A 14,533-nucleotide genomic window follows, 5' to 3' on the forward strand; every position below is an offset into this window, starting at 1 on the left:
TTCCTGTCAGAGGGAGGCGTCTTTCAGCCGGTTTTCGGGTTCGAAAATGTGCTGGTTCGGAATCGCGACCCTGCCGGGATGCGGCGGTCGATCCGGGCGGAGCGGTCAGGCCGGATCGACCGCGCAGAGGAATCCCTTGAGATAGTCCGTTTCCGGAATTTTGGGAACTCGCGGGTGATCCGCGGGCTGATGGATCTCGGCTGCGACCCGGATGCGACGTTTCGCGTCGCGGGCCGCTTCGCCGAGCGTGTCGAGCAGCATGTCGCGGCCGTATGCGTGGCTGCACGAAAGGAACAGGAGCGTCCCTTCGTGGGCCAGAAGCCGGAAGGCCCGAAGAGCCAGATCTTTGTACCCTCTCCGCGCCGAATCGAGGCGATCCTTCGACGGAGCGAACGGTGGCGGATCCATGACGACGACGTCGAATTCCCGTCTCTCCCGTTCGAGATCCCGAAGGATGTCGAACGCGTTTCCGCAGAGCCATTCGACGTTTTCCGGGAGGTCGTTGAGACGCCTGTTGCGTTCGGCGACGACGATCGCCGCTTCCGACTGCTCGATGGCGGTGACCGATGCCGCACCTCCGGCGAGGGCGGAGAGCGCGAAGTGTCCCTGGAAGCTGAAGCAGTCGAGCACGCGGGCTCCCGGCGCGACTGGGTTCAGGCAGACTGGGACGTGCCGGATATCGAGGTATATCCCCGTTTTCTGTCCGGCTTCCGGCAGAACGATCTCTCTCAGGTCGCCCATTCTGACGGCTATTCCGTCCACAGGCGGTCGCGGTCCGGCGAGGAGCGCGATTTCGCGTGGGATTCCCTCGCGTTCCGGGTGACGGACATCGTTCCGGAGGATTACGGATCGGGCGTCGGTGAGCTTGAGCAGGACGCGCACAACGGCATCCTTTCGGAGGTACCATCCGGCCGAGAGAAGTTGGATGGAGAGGACCGGACCGTATCGGTCCGCGACGAGTCCCGGAAGCCCGTCGGCCTCTCCGTGGATGAGACGGAACGCATCGTCGCGGGGCAGGAAACGTCGCCGGAGGTTTTGAGCGCGTTCGATCCGTTCGGCGAGGAGGCGGATGGGATCAGGCCGTTGCGTGTCACGCGTCAGGATGCGCAGGCACAGCGACGAGTCGCTCCAGAACCCCCAGGCGACGACGTTCTTTCTGTCCCGGATCGCGACGAGATCGCCGGGGGTCGCATCCGGAAGCGAGCGGAGATTGCCCCGGAAGAGCCAGGGGTGACCGAGGCGAAGACGCGCCGTGCCTGAGTCGTTGAGGATTGCGTCCGTCATGAAACGTCCGGGCGGCCGATCGAGAAGTATCTGAACCCGAGCGCCTTCATCTCGGCTGGGGAATACTGGTTTCTGCCGTCGAAGAGGATCGGCGTGAACAAGAGCGTTCTTATTCTGCGGAAGTCCGGCTGCTTGTAGGTGTCCCATTCGGTGACGAGCGCGAGCGCGTCCGCGCCGTTGACCGCATCGTACTGGTTGTTGACGTAGATGACGCCATGGAGCTCCCCGAGGGACTCGCGCGTCTCGTCGATGGCCTTCGGATCGTGCGCGAGGACGCGTGCTCCCGCGCGTACGAGATCGAGAATCAGGCTCTGTGCGGGAGCCTCGCGGGTGTCCGATGTCTGAGGCTTGAACGCGAGCCCCCAGATGCCGATGGTTTTTCCCCTGAGCGAACCGAAGTGCTGCTCCATCTTCCTGAAAAGAAGATGCTTCTGGTCTTCGTTGACGTCCTCGACGGCCTGGAGGATCTTCGGTTCGTAGTTTTCGTTCCGTGCGAACTCCTTCAGGGCCCGGATGTCCTTCGGGAAGCACGAGCCGCCGTAGCCGCAGCCCGGAGAGAGAAACTGGTATCCTATCCTGGGGTCCGATCCGATCCCGACCCGGACCTTCTCGACGTCTGCGCCGACGCGTTCGCAGATCGCGGCGACCTCGTTCATGAACGAGATACGCGTCGCGAGCATCGCGTTCGCGGCGTATTTCGTCATCTCCGACGAATGGACGTCCATGAGGATGCACTTTTCGAGCGGCAGGAACGAATAGAGCTTCCGCATGCACTCCTCCGCGCGCGGAGTGTCCACGCCGATGACGACGCGGTCCGGTTCGAGGAAGTCGCGAACGGCGTTGCCCTCCCGGAGGAATTCAGGATTCGACGCCACGTCGAACGGAATGTCCTTTCCGCGCTGCTGGAGTTCCTCGGCGATGGCGTTCCGGACGCGGTCGCACGTAGATACCGGGACGGTCGACTTGACGACGACGAGTTTGTAGTCGTCCATGGTCCGTCCGATCGTCCGTGCGACGGATTCGACGCCGTTGAGGTCCGCCCTCCCGTCGGGCAGCGACGGAGTGCCGACGGTGATGAAGCACATCAGGGCGTCGTGGACGGCCGTCGCGAGATCGGTCGAAAAGGTGAGTCGCCCCGACTCCATCGTATTCTCGATGATTTCCGCGAGGCCGGGTTCGTAGAACGGGACGATCCCCCGCCTGAGGGATTCGATCTTCTGTTCGTTCGAGTCGATGCAGGTCACGTCGTTGCCGAATTTCGCGAGGCACACGCCGGTCACGAGTCCGACGTACCCCGTTCCCACAACCGCCAGTTTCATCTCCGTTCCTCCTCACATGCGGTCATCTGGATCGTCAGCGTTCCAGCCCTTCCGGCGAGACGTCCGGCCGCTACCCCGCAGACGGGAGCGAGCGTGCCTTCGCACCGGGCCGCGATATCGTCGAGCGCCGAGAAGACGGCGCCGGCCTCCGCGCAGCGATCGAGAATCCGTTCGAAGAGATCCATCTGACCGAGTCCCTCCATCTCCGCGTGGATCGTATGCAGGTTGAACCCGGGCTTCAATTGCGCCGCGTAACGCTCCGGAATGTCCGACTCGGGCATCGTGCCGTAGATCTCGTCGAGCGTCGGCAGCGTCGTCGGAAGCTGGAGCGTCTTGAAAGTCCGTCCTCCCGCCTTCGGGTAGAAGGGGTACCGCCCCTCCCGGACATCGCTCGCGTAGTCGAGGTCGAATCCGTCCTGTACGGAAAGGCTCGCGGGCGTCGTCTGCCAGCCCGGAGCGGCACACGATTTCGCGGCCCGCCCCGTCACGGAACGGAAGAGATCGAAGGCGCGCGCGAAATCCCTGCGGATCTCGCCTTCGGACAGCTTCGGCAGACGGTCCTGCCATTTCACGTGGTCCCAGCAGTGAACGCCGCAGTCGTGTCCCTCGGCGGCGGCGTTCGCGAGGATGCCGGGATCGGTTGAGACGATCATCGGGGCCGGGAGCAGCGTCCCGTAGAGCAGCGTCCGGAAACCGTACGTACTCGGGGCCTTCGTGCGGAGCATCTTCGCGAGGAATCCGGGCCTGAAGACGCGGCGGATCGCCTTTCCCGAGTTGTCCGGTCCCATCGAAAAAAAGAACGAAGCCCGGATCCCGCGCTTCCGGAAGAGAGCGAGCAACGCGGGAACGCCCTCGAGGTATCCCCGGAGAGTATCGACGTCGACCTTGATGCCGAGCGTCGCGTCAGTCATTCGGAACCATCGCCGAAAGCGTCAGGCGAACGGCCTCGCGCAACGGAACCTTCGGGCGCCAGCCGAGAAGGTTCGTCATTTTCCCGATCGAGGGAATCCTGTTCTGCATGTCCGCATACCCCGGACCGTAGAACTGCGCGGCAGGTTGGTCGACGAGGCGGGTCTCTCTCGCGGCGTCACGGAATGCCGGGAACTCGCCCATGATGTCGAGGATGAGTTCCGCGAGTTCCCTGATCGATGCGTTGTTTGCGGGATTGCCGATGTTGAAGATCTCTCCCTCCGCCCGCCCGTCCTCGTTCCTGAGAATCGATACGAGCCCTTCGATGCCGTCGTCGATGTATGTGAAGCTCCGGCGTTGCGATCCGCCGTTCACGAGCGTGATGCGGCGATGCGTCAGCGCGTCGTGGACGAATTGCGTGATCGAACGCGCCGAGCCTGTTTCAGCGTCCTCGAAGGTGTCGAGCCTCGGACCGATCCAGTTGAAGGGGCGGAAGAGCGTGAAGCGAAGGCCTTCTTCCTGGCCGTATGCGGCGATCACGCGATCCATGAGCTGCTTCGACGCGCTGTAGATCCACCGCATCTGCGAGATCGGGCCGACGGTGAAGGGGCTCGAGTCCTCGCTGAGTTCCGCGTCGGGGCTCATGCCGTAGACTTCGGACGTCGAAGGGAAGACCACCCGTTTCCGGTGCGTCACGCACATGCGGACGATCTTGAGATTCTGTTCGAAGTCCAGTTCGAACGTCCGGACGGGGTGCGTGACGTAGAATGCGGGCTTGGCGACGCCAACGAGCGGAAGAACGACGTCGTGGTCCCGCACGCGGGCGTCGATCCAGTCGTCGGACTCGAAAATGTCCCCTTTTCTGAACGAAAACCGCCTGTCCGACGCGAACGTCTCCAGGTTGTTCCCGCCGAGGTCGAAGGTCGTGACGTCCCAGTCGGTTGTCGCGAGCAGGCGTCCCACGAGGTGAGAGCCGATGAATCCGTTGGCGCCGAGTACCAGAATTCGCATGCGGTCGTTCCTCCGTTTCCCGTTTTCTCCGTCCGGTCCGGCGAGAGTATAGCGTCGGGACCGGAGAAAGACAAGAATTCCGTGGAGGACGGAAGAACTACGAACCGAAGCGCGAGTCGTGCGTCAGATTGTACTCGGCGAAGACCGTGCCGTCGATTTCGTCCTCGCCTTCGGGCTGGAGCCTCGTGATTTCGAGAATTCCATTTCCCGTGACGACGCGCAGCGGCGAAAGCGCGACAACGGAACCAGGCAGTTCGTGCCACGATTCCGCGTGCGCCAGCGCCTTCCAGACGAAGATGCGCTCCCCGCGAAAGGTCGTGAAGGCTCCGGGATAAGGGTGCGTGACGGCGCGGATGAGGTTGTAGAGCTCGTAGGCGCTCCTGTTCCAGTCGATTCTGCCGTCCTCGGGATGGCGGCGTCCGAAGGTCGTTGCCTGGCTTTCATCCTGTGGCGTGAGGACGGCCGTTCCCGACTCGAGCGCGTCGAGCGACCTCCCGAGGATGTCCCTTGCCGCGTCCGCGACCTTATAGAAGACATCCTGGGCCGTATCCTCGAACGCGATCTCAACGGCCTTCCGGTCGACGATATCGCCCGCGTCGGCGCGTTCGGTCATCGTGTGAAGCGTCGCGCCGGTCTCTTTCTCGCCGCGCAGGACGGCCCAGTTGATGCAGGCCCGGCCGCGGTATTTCGGGAGCAGGGATCCGTGCATGTTGAAGGCCCCGAGGCGCGGGATGGAGAGAATGTCCTTCGGGATCATGGAGCGGTAGTAGAACGAAAAGATCAGGTCCGGCGCGAGGGTCCTGACGATGTTCCGGACCTGTTCGTCGACCGAAATGGGAGTGTAGGTCGGAAGGTTCGCCTCCAGCGCGAGGCGCTCGACGGAAGAGAACCAGATCTCCTCGCCGGGGTCGTCCCGGTAGGTGAAGACTCCGACGACGTTCGCGCCCCTGTCGAGAAGTTCCGAAAGGCATGCGTAGCCCACCTCGTTATAGGCGAAGACGACGATCCGCGGCCTCGATCCGTTCATTTCTCGATCACCCTCCGTATGACATACCGCGGACGCTTCCGGACCTCCTGGTAGACGCGTCCGATGTACTCTCCCGTGATCCCGACGCTGAACATGGTGACTCCCATCAGGAAGAAGTTGATGTCGAGCAGCGTGAAGACGCCTTCGGCTTCGGGGCCGACGACGATCCGCCTGAAGAGGAGATAGACGCCGAAGAGGAACGCGAGCGCGGAGACGACGATCCCCGTCATTGTGACGAACTGGAGCGGGATGAGCGAAAACCCCGTCATGAGATCGAAGTTCAGGCGGACGAGGCGAAGGAGGCTGTATTTCGATTCTCCGAGCTCGCGCTCGTTGTGTCCTACGGGAATTTCCGTGGGGTTCAGCGAGAATTTCTGCGCGAGGGCGGGGATGAACGTCGTCGTCTCGCAGCTCTGGTTGATGATTTCGATGACCGGTCGGCGATAGGCGCGGAGCATGCATCCGTAGTCGTGAAGCTTGAGCCCCGTGATCCGGTTCGTGACGGCGTTGACGATCCGGGAAGCGGCCTTCCGCATCCACGGGTCCCGCCGGGCGACGCGAATCGTTCCGACGACGTCGTGTCCGGCGTCGAGAGCCTCGACGAGGCGCGGAATCTCCTCGGGAGGGTTCTGGAGATCGGCGTCGATCGTGATGATGTAGTCGCCGCGCGCTTTTTCGAATCCTGCCATGATGGCCATGTGCTGTCCGAAGTTCCCGTTGAAGTCGATGATCCGCAGGATGCCGTCGTGCTTCCGGAACAGGTCGTTGAGGATCCGGAGAGACGCGTCCCGGCTTCCGTCGTTGACGAAGACGAGTTCGTAGGACCGGCCCATCCCCTCCATGACGGCGAAGAGGCGATCGAACAGCGGCGACAGCGACTCCTCCTCGTTGTACACCGGGATGATGACGCTGATTTCCGGCATGGTCGCCATCGCGTCTCCCTGGTCAGCGGGCCGGACGAGCGGCGAGGATCTCCGTCGCCGCGTCCGCCGCGTCCGCGAGATCCCCGTCCGTCATCGCGGGGAAGAGCGGGAACGATACGATCCGGTCGGAGACGTACTCCGCCTCGGGGAAATCGCCGCGCTTCCATCCCAGCGTGTTCCGGTAGTATGTAAAGAGGTGGACGGCCTGGTAGTGGAGCGCCGTACCGATGTTCCTTTCGCGCATGAGAGTCATGAAGGCGTCCCGGTCGATCGAGAGTGCGTCGGTGCCGATCAGGGGCGTGAAGATGTGCCACGAATGCGTCGTCCCGGCGGCGGGTTCGGGCGGGAGAACGAGGCCGGAAACGTTCCCGAGCCGTTCGCGATACTGCGCGACGAGGGAACGGCGCCGTTCGTTGAATGTGTCGAGTTCCCGGAGCTGCGACAGGCCGATCGCGGCCTCGATGTCGAGCATGTTGTACTTGAGCCCAGGAACGAGGATGTCGTAGTGGGGGGTCCCGGTCGCGGCATAGCGGTTCCACGCGCCTTTCGACATTCCGTGCTGGCGCATCACGGCGACCGCTTCGGCGATGTCTCCGTCGCCGGTACAGAGCATACCGCCCTCGCCGGTCGTGATGTTCTTCGTCGGATGGAAGCTGAAGACGCAGACGCGCTTCTTCCCCTCCGGCATTCTCCCGACCGGACCGCCGCTCCAGGATGCCCCGAGCGCGTGGGCGGCGTCCTCGACGACCGAGAGACCGTGACGGTCCGCGATCGAAAGGATGGCTTCCATGTCGCAGGGACGCCCCGCGAAATGAACTGGGACGATCGCCTTCGTCCGCGGCGTGATCGCGGCCTCGATCGCGTCGGGGCGGATGTTGAGCGTGCGCCTGTCGATGTCGGCGAGGACGGGACGCGCCCCCGTGAACAGGATCGTGTTGATCGTCGCCGCGAATGTCATCGGCGTCGTGACGACTTCGTCGCCGGGGCCGATCCCGAGGGCCATGAACGCGAGGTGGAGCCCCGCCGTGGCGGAGTTGACCGCGAGCGCGTATGGCGTATCGAGCATTCGGGCGAATTCCTTCTCGAACGCGAGCGTCTTCGGTCCGGTCGTGATCCATCCGGAGCGGACGGATTCCGCGATGTCCCGGATGGCGTCTTCGCCGATGGACGGTCGCGCGAAGGGGAGGAATTCATTTCTCATGGGGCTGTCGCCTCCTTGGGCGTGTTTGCGATGACAAGTCCCCGCTCCGTGGCTCCGAGAAGAACCGGCTGCGGGGTTCCTGCGGGGAAGAGACGGTCCTTGTGGCCCGCCTCCACGACGAGAACGACGCGCCTGTCGCCGTTCCAGAGCTTCGTGAACGCCTCGTCGCCGATGAACCACGACGGATCGGGCTCCTGCATCGCGCCGAACTCGAGTTCGCCGAGGTAGCGGACGAGGACGACGCGCCGCCCGAGATAGAACGGAATCCCCTGGTCGTATTCGGCGTACTGGGCGATGATGTCGTCCGGCCCGGAGTTTCGGCGGATCAGATCGGCGGTCTCCCGGGCCGACAGGTGATGGCCGAGGAACCCGAAGAGCGGCTTGAGCGACAGGCAGAACAGGAACGAGAGGATACAGAACGCCGCGAGCGCTTTCGTCCTGTATTCCGGTCTCGTCATGGCCCACGCGGCCGCGGCCGCGGCGAAGAGCGCGACCGACGGGATCGCGGCGTACCAGAGGAGCGTCGCAGCGGGGTACCGGCCTCCGAAGGCCGCGTACCCGAGCAGCGCGGCGCCGAAGAGCGCGAGGAGGACGGATGTCGAGATGGCCGCGAAACGGTCGCGCTTCGCGCCGGCGCCGGAGAGCATCGCGTCGAGGCACCCCCCTGTCAGGACCGCGACGGGCGGAAGGCACGGAATGATGTACGGGATGAGCTTCGATCGCGAGAAGGAAAAGAACGCGAAGACGACCGCGAACCAGATCAGGAAGAAGAGTTCGGCGCGCTTCTCCGTCCCGAACGACCTCAGCCGTCCGGGCAGGGCGCCCGCGATCGCGGAAACGAAGAACCCCGTCCAGGGGACGAGACCCGCGACGAGGATCGGGATGAAGAACCAGACGGGTTCGTATCGGCCGTGAAGCATCGTCGTATAGCGCAGGAAGTGCTCCCGGACGAAAAAGAAGTGGAAGAAGTCGGGGTTTCTCGAGCATACCGTCCAGAACCACGGAACGACGAGAACGAAGAACAGCAGAATTCCCGACGGTGCGAGCGTTCTCCACGCGATCCGGAAATCGCGTGTCGCGAGCATGAAGCAGAAGATCACGGCTCCGGGCAGCACGATCCCGATGAGCCCCTTGCTGAGCGTCGCGAGCGCCATTCCGGCGTAGAGCAGCAGATAGAATTTCCTGTCGCCCGACGTATACCCGAGGTGGAACCCCCCGAGCGCGACCGTCAGGAAGAACGACAGCGTCATGTCCGTGAGATTGATGTGCGACGACGCGTAGAAGAGCAGCGACGTCGACAGCACGAATCCCGCGAGGAAGGCTTTCCGGAGATTTCCGGAGCGCGCCGCGAGGAACGCCGTGAAGAGCGCGCCGCAGACGCCGAGAAAGGCCGGCCAGAAACGGCTCGCCCACTCGTTCTGCCCGAAGGCCGCGAACGAGGCGGCCGTCAGCCAGTAGTGAAAGACCGGTTTTTCGAAGTATTTGACGTAATTCAGGCGGGGAGTGACGAAATCGCGGGTTTCGAGCATCTCGCGCGGGATCTCGGAATACCGCCCCTCGTCGGGCTCGAGAAGGCCGTGGCGCCCGAGCGCCGTGAAGAAGAGAATTCCGGCGATGACCGCCAAGGCAAACAGAACGCGTCTCATAAAGGCTTCGTCACTCCAGACAGGAAGAAAGTCCGCGTACGCTGCGGCGGAACCATTGTACCCCAAGCTTTCCCGCTTCGCATCTTCCGGACTATAATATGCCCGAAGGGTGGGGACGTTATGGACAAACTCGGAATACTCCTGCTGCTTGGGTCGGCCATCTTCAACGCGGGTGCGAACACGCTCATGAAGGCTGCGTTCGGGCATCAGGGCGACCTCCTCGCGTCCGGTGCAGTCGCGGCGTTCGTACGGATCGCGACGAACCCGTTCGCGATCGGCGGCATCGCGTGTTTCGGAACTTCGTTCGTCTTTCTGAGCGCCGCGCTCAGCCGCGTCGATCTCTCGATCGCGTATCCGTTCATGGCGGGCGTCGTGTTCCTTCTCGTCCTGTCGGTGTCCGTGCTGTTCTTCCACGAGCCGGTCTCGGCCTGGAGGGCCGCCGGCATCGGCACGATTCTCGCGGGAATCCTCATACTCTCGTTCAAGGGGTAATCGTATCCGTTCCGTGCCGGCTCCCAGGAGACGCGGGCACGCGTACAGGGGGAGGGTTCATGGACGACATTCACGATCATTTCGAAGAAGTCCTTCAGAGTTTGTACGATGGCGTCTATGTCATGGACCGGAGCCGGAGAATAACGTTCTGGAATCGCTCGGCCGAACGAATTTCGGGATATTCGGCGTCCGAGGTGACGGGTCGTCGCTGCTCGGAGAACGTCCTGACGCACGTCGGCGAGGACGGATGCCGGTTATGCCTCGGAAAGTGTCCCGCCGCGAAGGCCATGGAGGACGGAAAGGAGAACGAGACGCGGGTCTATCTCCATCACAAGTCGGGGTTTCGTCTTCCCGTGATGATTCGCGTCTCGCCGCTGCGCGACGCGCGAGGCGAGGTTATCGGCGCCGTGGAGATCTTCAGCGACAACTCGCTCCTCGATACGTCGCTGAAGAAAATCCGTGACCTCGAAACGCAGGCTTTTTCCGATGCGCTGACCGAGCTGCCGAACCGGCGGTATGCGGAGATAACCCTCGGGACGAGACAGGATCAGGCCGATAGGTACGGTCTTGCCGGATTCGGAGTGATCTTTGCCGACGTGGATCGTTTCAAGAGTGTTAACGACACATACGGGCACGAGACGGGAGATCTCGTACTTCGGATGGTCGCCGGTACCCTGAAGTACGGAGTCCGCGACGGAGACGTCGTGTGTCGCTGGGGCGGGGAAGAATTCGTCGCCATCGTCGGTACGGATGAGGAACGGGTGATCTCCGATGTCGCCGAGCGGCTTCGCGCGCTGATCGCGCAATCGAGCCTCGATACGGCCCGGGATGTTCTCAGGGTAACCGCTTCGTTCGGAGCGACGATGCGGAAAGCCGGGGAAGATGCGGGAGTTGCGGTGAAACGCGCGGACGCGCTGATGTACGCGAGCAAACAAAACGGAAGGAACCGCGTTACCGTCGGGTAGGGAGTCTCCCCATTGCGCCGCGCGGCGGGGGAAGGGCTACAGATCCTTCGCGCCGGTGAACGTCCGGAATTTGTTGAGGTTTTTCGAGACACGGGCCCAGTAGACGGACGGCGACCCGCCGTAGTACCGTCCAAGTGCGGCCTGTGTCGTCTCGTACGCTCGGAGGTACCGCGAGAGCAGCAGGCATCCGGCGCTGATCCCCTTGTCGGGTTCGAAGAGTTCCGCTTCCGACGTGATTCCGTTCGCCGCGAGCAACGCCGAATGGATCTTCCATGAGACCTGCATGACGCCCGCCGCGCCGTAGTCGCTTCTCGACGACGGGGAAAAATGGCTTTCCGTGTACCCAACGGCAAGAGCGAGATCGAGGGGAATGTCGTACTTGAACGTATATTTGACAAACGCTGCCGCTTCGCGCGCCGCGATCGTCTTTTCGAGCTTCTGATTGTGTTCGCCAATGAAGAGCGTGACCGAACGGACGTCGTCCAGAATTTCTCCCGTAAGCCGCAACAGGGTAAAGAGAGGGGAAACAAGATCCTTCTCGCAGCTGCGGGCGATTTTTCCCGTTATTCGAGACGCCGTCCGGATCAATTGTCTTGCATCGGAATCCGAAGACCAGTTGCGAATAGCGGTCTCAAGTGCATGAGTGGAGCATACCGCCGGGGGAGCCGAACGAGATGGGGCGAACACGAACGACGCGGAGCTCCATCCTCCGGTCCAGAGCGCCAGAAACGCGACGTACGATCCAAAGACGAAAAAAACGACCGCAAGACAAACATTCTGTCGCACGGGACACCTCCCTTATTGTGAGTGGTAAGCAGAAACAGTGTCTTTAAGTATGCGGGCGATAATTTCTCCCGATTATAGATATAATCGGACTTTCCGGCAAATAATGTCCATCTCTATTAAGCGGGGCTTACCTGTGTTCCGGAGCGAGGTCGGGCGATGCCGACGACAGTCCGGCGATCCGTGCCAGAATATCTTCCACCCGTCGGATTCCGTCGCCATAGGTTCCCCAGTCTCCGGACGCAAGCGCCCTTTTCGATCGGCTCATGATGTCGACCCCCTCGCGGGCGAGTGTCGCCGCCCGACGATCCGGAGCCGCCGGGACACCTGGAGCCACGGGGCCGGAAAGCCCCGCACGCGACCATTCCGTCTCGGAGGCTTTCGGCGTCGTCGCGGATTCCGAACCGATGAATCGTGCGAGAGCCTCGTCGAGTGTCTCACCCCATTCGACGCGCCCGCCGCTCGATACGATCACGCGTTTGAGTTCGGGAAGGTCGCTGTTTTCCGCCTTGAGATAGAGCGACTGCGTGTAGAGGAGCGAGTCGCCGACAGGTGTCACGATGTAGCTTCCCCGGATGACGTCGGATCCCCGCTGGCTCCAGAGTGACAGTTGCGCGGAAATCTCCGGGTGCTGGTTCGTCAGTGCCTCGACCTGGGCGGGGCCGTACACGAGAAGCTGCTTGGGAAGCGTGTAGACCACGAGTTTCCCCCGGTTCGGGGCATCGCAGCGTCCCGCCATCCACGCGATGAGATTGTCCTTTCCGGTCGGCATGAACGGAGAGATCAGGACGAACTCGACGTCCGCCTCTCCCCTGAGGCGCAGCGTCGTGTAATAGGAATCCATCCCCTGCCGCTGTCCGTTCCGGGTTGTCCGCTCCCAGACGTCCTCGCGATTGTAGAAGGTATTCGGTTCCTTCATGTGGTACGTGCGGTAGATCTCCGCCTGAATGGAAAAGAGGTCTCGCGGATATCGCAGATGGTTTCTGAGATCGGGTGTCATTCTGTCGCCGGGAGTGAAGATGCCCGGATAGATCCGGGACCACGTCTTCAGGATCGGGTCGTCGGGATCGGTCGCGTAGAGCGTGATCGTTCCGTCGTAGGCATCTACGGTCGCCGTGACGCTTCCCCGGATCGCGTTGATCCGTCTCGGCTCCGAAGTGAGCGGGTCGCGAACGGTCACGGGGTACGAGTACGGGTATCCGTCCGTGACGGTCATCGCGTCGACGATCCACACGAGCCGTCCGTCCGTCACCGCGAGATAGGGGTCCCGGTCGAACAGCAGAAACGGGGCGACCGCGCGGAGACGTTCCGTAACCGATCGCCTGTACAGAATCCGGCTCTCCGGAGTGAAGACGTTCGTGAAGAGGATCTTCGTGTCTCCGAATCGAACCGCGAACGCGACGCGCCGGGTCAGGGAACCGATTCCGACGCCGCCCTTTCCGTCGTAAACCGTTCGAGCGTTGCTGTCGCCGAGCGGATAGTCGAACTCCTTTACGGTCGTCCGGACGAAGACGTAGGGAGCCGGCTTCTCGCCGAAGTAGATCTGCGGGCGGTCGATCCTGACGGGAACGGACGATTTCGGCGGAATGTCCCGTATCCAGAGCTTCGGCTGTCCTCCGGACGCGATTTCGGTCACCGGATTCATGACGAGTCCGTAGCCATGCGTGAATTCGAGCCTCGTGTTGACCCACGTCCGTGTCTGGAGATCGTTGAGATCGAGTTCCCGCGCCGAGAGCATCACCTGCCTGCGCTCGTTTCCGACCACATAGCGATCCATATCGACCTGCTCGAAGTCGTAATAGGTGCGGATCTCCTGGAGCTGCTTATAACTTCTGAGAAGCGGCGAATCGTCCCAGATGCAGATGTTCCTGAGAGTTTCCTCCTCGCGGCGAATATCCTCGGCCGTGATGGAGGCGGCGGGAACGACCGTCTCTGTTTTCACCGAGTCGAGCCCGTACGCCTTCAGCGTTGAGGCGATGCAGCGTTCGATGTACGGGCGCTCCCGTTCGAACTCGTTCGGTTCGACGATGAAACGCTGGACGAGCGGGGGAAGAACGCCGATCGCCACGACGTGGACCGCGAGGACGACGGCGGCGAGGGCGAGCAGGGGCTTCATGCCCCTGCGGAGGGGAAGGATCGCCAGAATCGCGGCGGCAGCCCATGAGAGGAGCGCGAGGATCGTCTGGGCCGGAAGCGTGACGGCCGAGTCGACGAAGCTCGCTCCGAAGAGAACTCCGTGTGTCGAGAAGAGGACATCGTACCTCGCGAGCCATCGTTCGGCACCCCAGAGAAAGACGGCGAACGCGCCGAGACGAAGGAGGTGTCTCGTCGCCTTGCCATCGATCCGAGCCCTCCGGAAAGAGGTGTTCCCGAGATCCGGAAGCGAACCGAAGACGTAGATTCCCGCGCAGCCGATCAGAGAGAGCAGCGAGAGAGAAAAAAACCACCCGGTGATCGAGGAAAGCGCCGGGAGCGTGAAAACGAAAAAACCCACGTCGAGTCCGAAAACGGGATCGACTGTGCCGAACGAAGCGCCGGCGATCGCGGAGAAGAGCACCTTCCATTGTTCGCGGAGCGTTCCTCCAAAAGAAATTGCGAAGAAGGCAGCGGCGAACAGAAGTCCTGCGCGAATCTGCCTCGCCGAGAAGCGGGCTCCAAGAGACTCCTCCGGAGAACGCGCGATCCGGCGTCGCGCGGTCCCCCATTGGAACACGAGGAACAGGAAACTCACGACGGAGATGAACGCGAACGTCGCGCCTGAATAAAGGATGTCCCGGAGCCACATTGAAAGGAATCCTTCCGTGTGGTACCAGAGGAAATCCGTATAGATCCGGGCGAAGCCGGGAAAGAAGGCGAAAAGGAGCAGACCTGCCGCGGTGAACGCGAGCGAAAGTTTCCATCTCATTCGGAAATTACCTCCTGAAAGCATTTCCCCGAAATCTCGGGGGATCTTTCGGAACCGATCGTGACATT

Annotated in this window: 12 protein-coding genes; 2 read left to right on the forward strand and 10 right to left on the reverse strand. The window is 62.4% G+C overall.

The features are described 5' to 3' along the window. Positions 1-105 precede the first annotated feature (105 nt). The 8 genes from ACZ5IU_RS11750 to ACZ5IU_RS11785 form a co-directional block, all read right to left on the reverse strand. Positions 106-1,284, reverse strand: a complete 1,179-nt coding sequence (locus tag ACZ5IU_RS11750; RefSeq protein ID WP_464417522.1) for a class I SAM-dependent rRNA methyltransferase — start codon at positions 1,282-1,284, stop codon at positions 106-108. Then, positions 1,281-2,603, reverse strand: a complete 1,323-nt coding sequence (locus ACZ5IU_RS11755) for a UDP-glucose dehydrogenase family protein (protein WP_464417524.1) — start codon at positions 2,601-2,603, stop codon at positions 1,281-1,283. The genes ACZ5IU_RS11750 and ACZ5IU_RS11755 overlap by 4 nt, the downstream gene beginning before the upstream one ends. Continuing rightward, positions 2,600-3,514 carry a polysaccharide deacetylase family protein gene (locus ACZ5IU_RS11760; protein WP_464417526.1) on the reverse strand — a complete coding sequence of 305 codons (915 nt, stop codon included), beginning with the start codon at positions 3,512-3,514 and terminating at the stop codon, positions 2,600-2,602. Before ACZ5IU_RS11760 ends, ACZ5IU_RS11755 begins: the two co-directional genes overlap by 4 nt. Continuing rightward, positions 3,507-4,523: a bifunctional UDP-4-keto-pentose/UDP-xylose synthase gene (locus tag ACZ5IU_RS11765; RefSeq protein WP_464417528.1), complete on the reverse strand. Its 1,017-nt coding sequence runs from the start codon at positions 4,521-4,523 to the stop codon at positions 3,507-3,509. Before ACZ5IU_RS11765 ends, ACZ5IU_RS11760 begins: the two co-directional genes overlap by 8 nt. A 97-nt stretch (positions 4,524-4,620) precedes the next feature. Further along, positions 4,621-5,550, reverse strand: coding sequence for a formyltransferase (locus tag ACZ5IU_RS11770; protein WP_464417530.1), 930 nt, complete (start codon positions 5,548-5,550; stop codon positions 4,621-4,623). Continuing rightward, the gene (locus tag ACZ5IU_RS11775; RefSeq protein ID WP_464417532.1) at positions 5,547-6,482 is read right to left on the reverse strand and encodes a glycosyltransferase; all 936 of its coding nucleotides are present in this window, start codon (positions 6,480-6,482) and stop codon (positions 5,547-5,549) included. The genes ACZ5IU_RS11770 and ACZ5IU_RS11775 overlap by 4 nt, the downstream gene beginning before the upstream one ends. A gap of 13 nt (positions 6,483-6,495) precedes the next feature. Then, a complete protein-coding gene (locus ACZ5IU_RS11780) occupies positions 6,496-7,674 on the reverse strand; it encodes a DegT/DnrJ/EryC1/StrS family aminotransferase (RefSeq protein ID WP_464417534.1) in 1,179 nt (392 codons plus the stop codon). Continuing rightward, positions 7,671-9,320 (reverse strand): glycosyltransferase family 39 protein, encoded by a 1,650-nt coding sequence (locus ACZ5IU_RS11785; RefSeq protein ID WP_464417536.1) that lies wholly within the window; start codon positions 9,318-9,320, stop codon positions 7,671-7,673. The genes ACZ5IU_RS11780 and ACZ5IU_RS11785 overlap by 4 nt, the downstream gene beginning before the upstream one ends. Positions 9,321-9,440: 120 nt before the next feature. On the opposite strand from ACZ5IU_RS11785, the gene ACZ5IU_RS11790 reads away from it, so the two are divergent. Next, positions 9,441-9,812, forward strand: coding sequence for a DMT family transporter (locus ACZ5IU_RS11790; protein WP_464417538.1), 372 nt, complete (start codon positions 9,441-9,443; stop codon positions 9,810-9,812). 59 nt (positions 9,813-9,871) lie between these two features. Next, positions 9,872-10,777, forward strand: a complete 906-nt coding sequence (locus tag ACZ5IU_RS11795) for a GGDEF domain-containing protein (protein ID WP_464417540.1) — start codon at positions 9,872-9,874, stop codon at positions 10,775-10,777. Positions 10,778-10,813: 36 nt separating this feature from the next. Here the strand turns inward: ACZ5IU_RS11795 and ACZ5IU_RS11800 are convergent, their stop codons facing one another. Both ACZ5IU_RS11800 and ACZ5IU_RS11805 read right to left on the reverse strand, forming a co-directional pair. After that, complete coding sequence (locus ACZ5IU_RS11800) at positions 10,814-11,563, reverse strand: transglycosylase SLT domain-containing protein (RefSeq protein ID WP_464417542.1); 750 nt, start codon at positions 11,561-11,563, stop codon at positions 10,814-10,816. A 127-nt stretch (positions 11,564-11,690) separates the two neighbouring features. Further along, positions 11,691-14,465 carry a UPF0182 family membrane protein gene (locus ACZ5IU_RS11805; RefSeq protein WP_464417544.1) on the reverse strand — a complete coding sequence of 925 codons (2,775 nt, stop codon included), beginning with the start codon at positions 14,463-14,465 and terminating at the stop codon, positions 11,691-11,693. Between the last annotated feature and the right edge of the window lie 68 nt (positions 14,466-14,533).

It is taken from the genome of Lactivibrio alcoholicus, assembly GCF_055390895.1.

What these genes read in the sequence shown, in the direction of transcription:
- ACZ5IU_RS11750 (WP_464417522.1), bottom strand. Translation starts at nt 1,284, where the DNA reads ATGACGGACGCAATCCTCAACGACTCAGGCACGGCGCGTCTTCGCCTC.
- ACZ5IU_RS11755 (WP_464417524.1), bottom strand. Translation starts at nt 2,603, where the DNA reads ATGAAACTGGCGGTTGTGGGAACGGGGTACGTCGGACTCGTGACCGGC.
- ACZ5IU_RS11760 (WP_464417526.1), bottom strand. Translation starts at nt 3,514, where the DNA reads ATGACTGACGCGACGCTCGGCATCAAGGTCGACGTCGATACTCTCCGG.
- ACZ5IU_RS11765 (WP_464417528.1), bottom strand. Translation starts at nt 4,523, where the DNA reads ATGCGAATTCTGGTACTCGGCGCCAACGGATTCATCGGCTCTCACCTC.
- ACZ5IU_RS11770 (WP_464417530.1), bottom strand. Translation starts at nt 5,550, where the DNA reads ATGAACGGATCGAGGCCGCGGATCGTCGTCTTCGCCTATAACGAGGTG.
- ACZ5IU_RS11775 (WP_464417532.1), bottom strand. Translation starts at nt 6,482, where the DNA reads ATGGCGACCATGCCGGAAATCAGCGTCATCATCCCGGTGTACAACGAG.
- ACZ5IU_RS11780 (WP_464417534.1), bottom strand. Translation starts at nt 7,674, where the DNA reads ATGAGAAATGAATTCCTCCCCTTCGCGCGACCGTCCATCGGCGAAGAC.
- ACZ5IU_RS11785 (WP_464417536.1), bottom strand. Translation starts at nt 9,320, where the DNA reads ATGAGACGCGTTCTGTTTGCCTTGGCGGTCATCGCCGGAATTCTCTTC.
- ACZ5IU_RS11790 (WP_464417538.1), top strand. Translation starts at nt 9,441, where the DNA reads ATGGACAAACTCGGAATACTCCTGCTGCTTGGGTCGGCCATCTTCAAC.
- ACZ5IU_RS11795 (WP_464417540.1), top strand. Translation starts at nt 9,872, where the DNA reads ATGGACGACATTCACGATCATTTCGAAGAAGTCCTTCAGAGTTTGTAC.
- ACZ5IU_RS11805 (WP_464417544.1), bottom strand. Translation starts at nt 14,465, where the DNA reads ATGAGATGGAAACTTTCGCTCGCGTTCACCGCGGCAGGTCTGCTCCTT.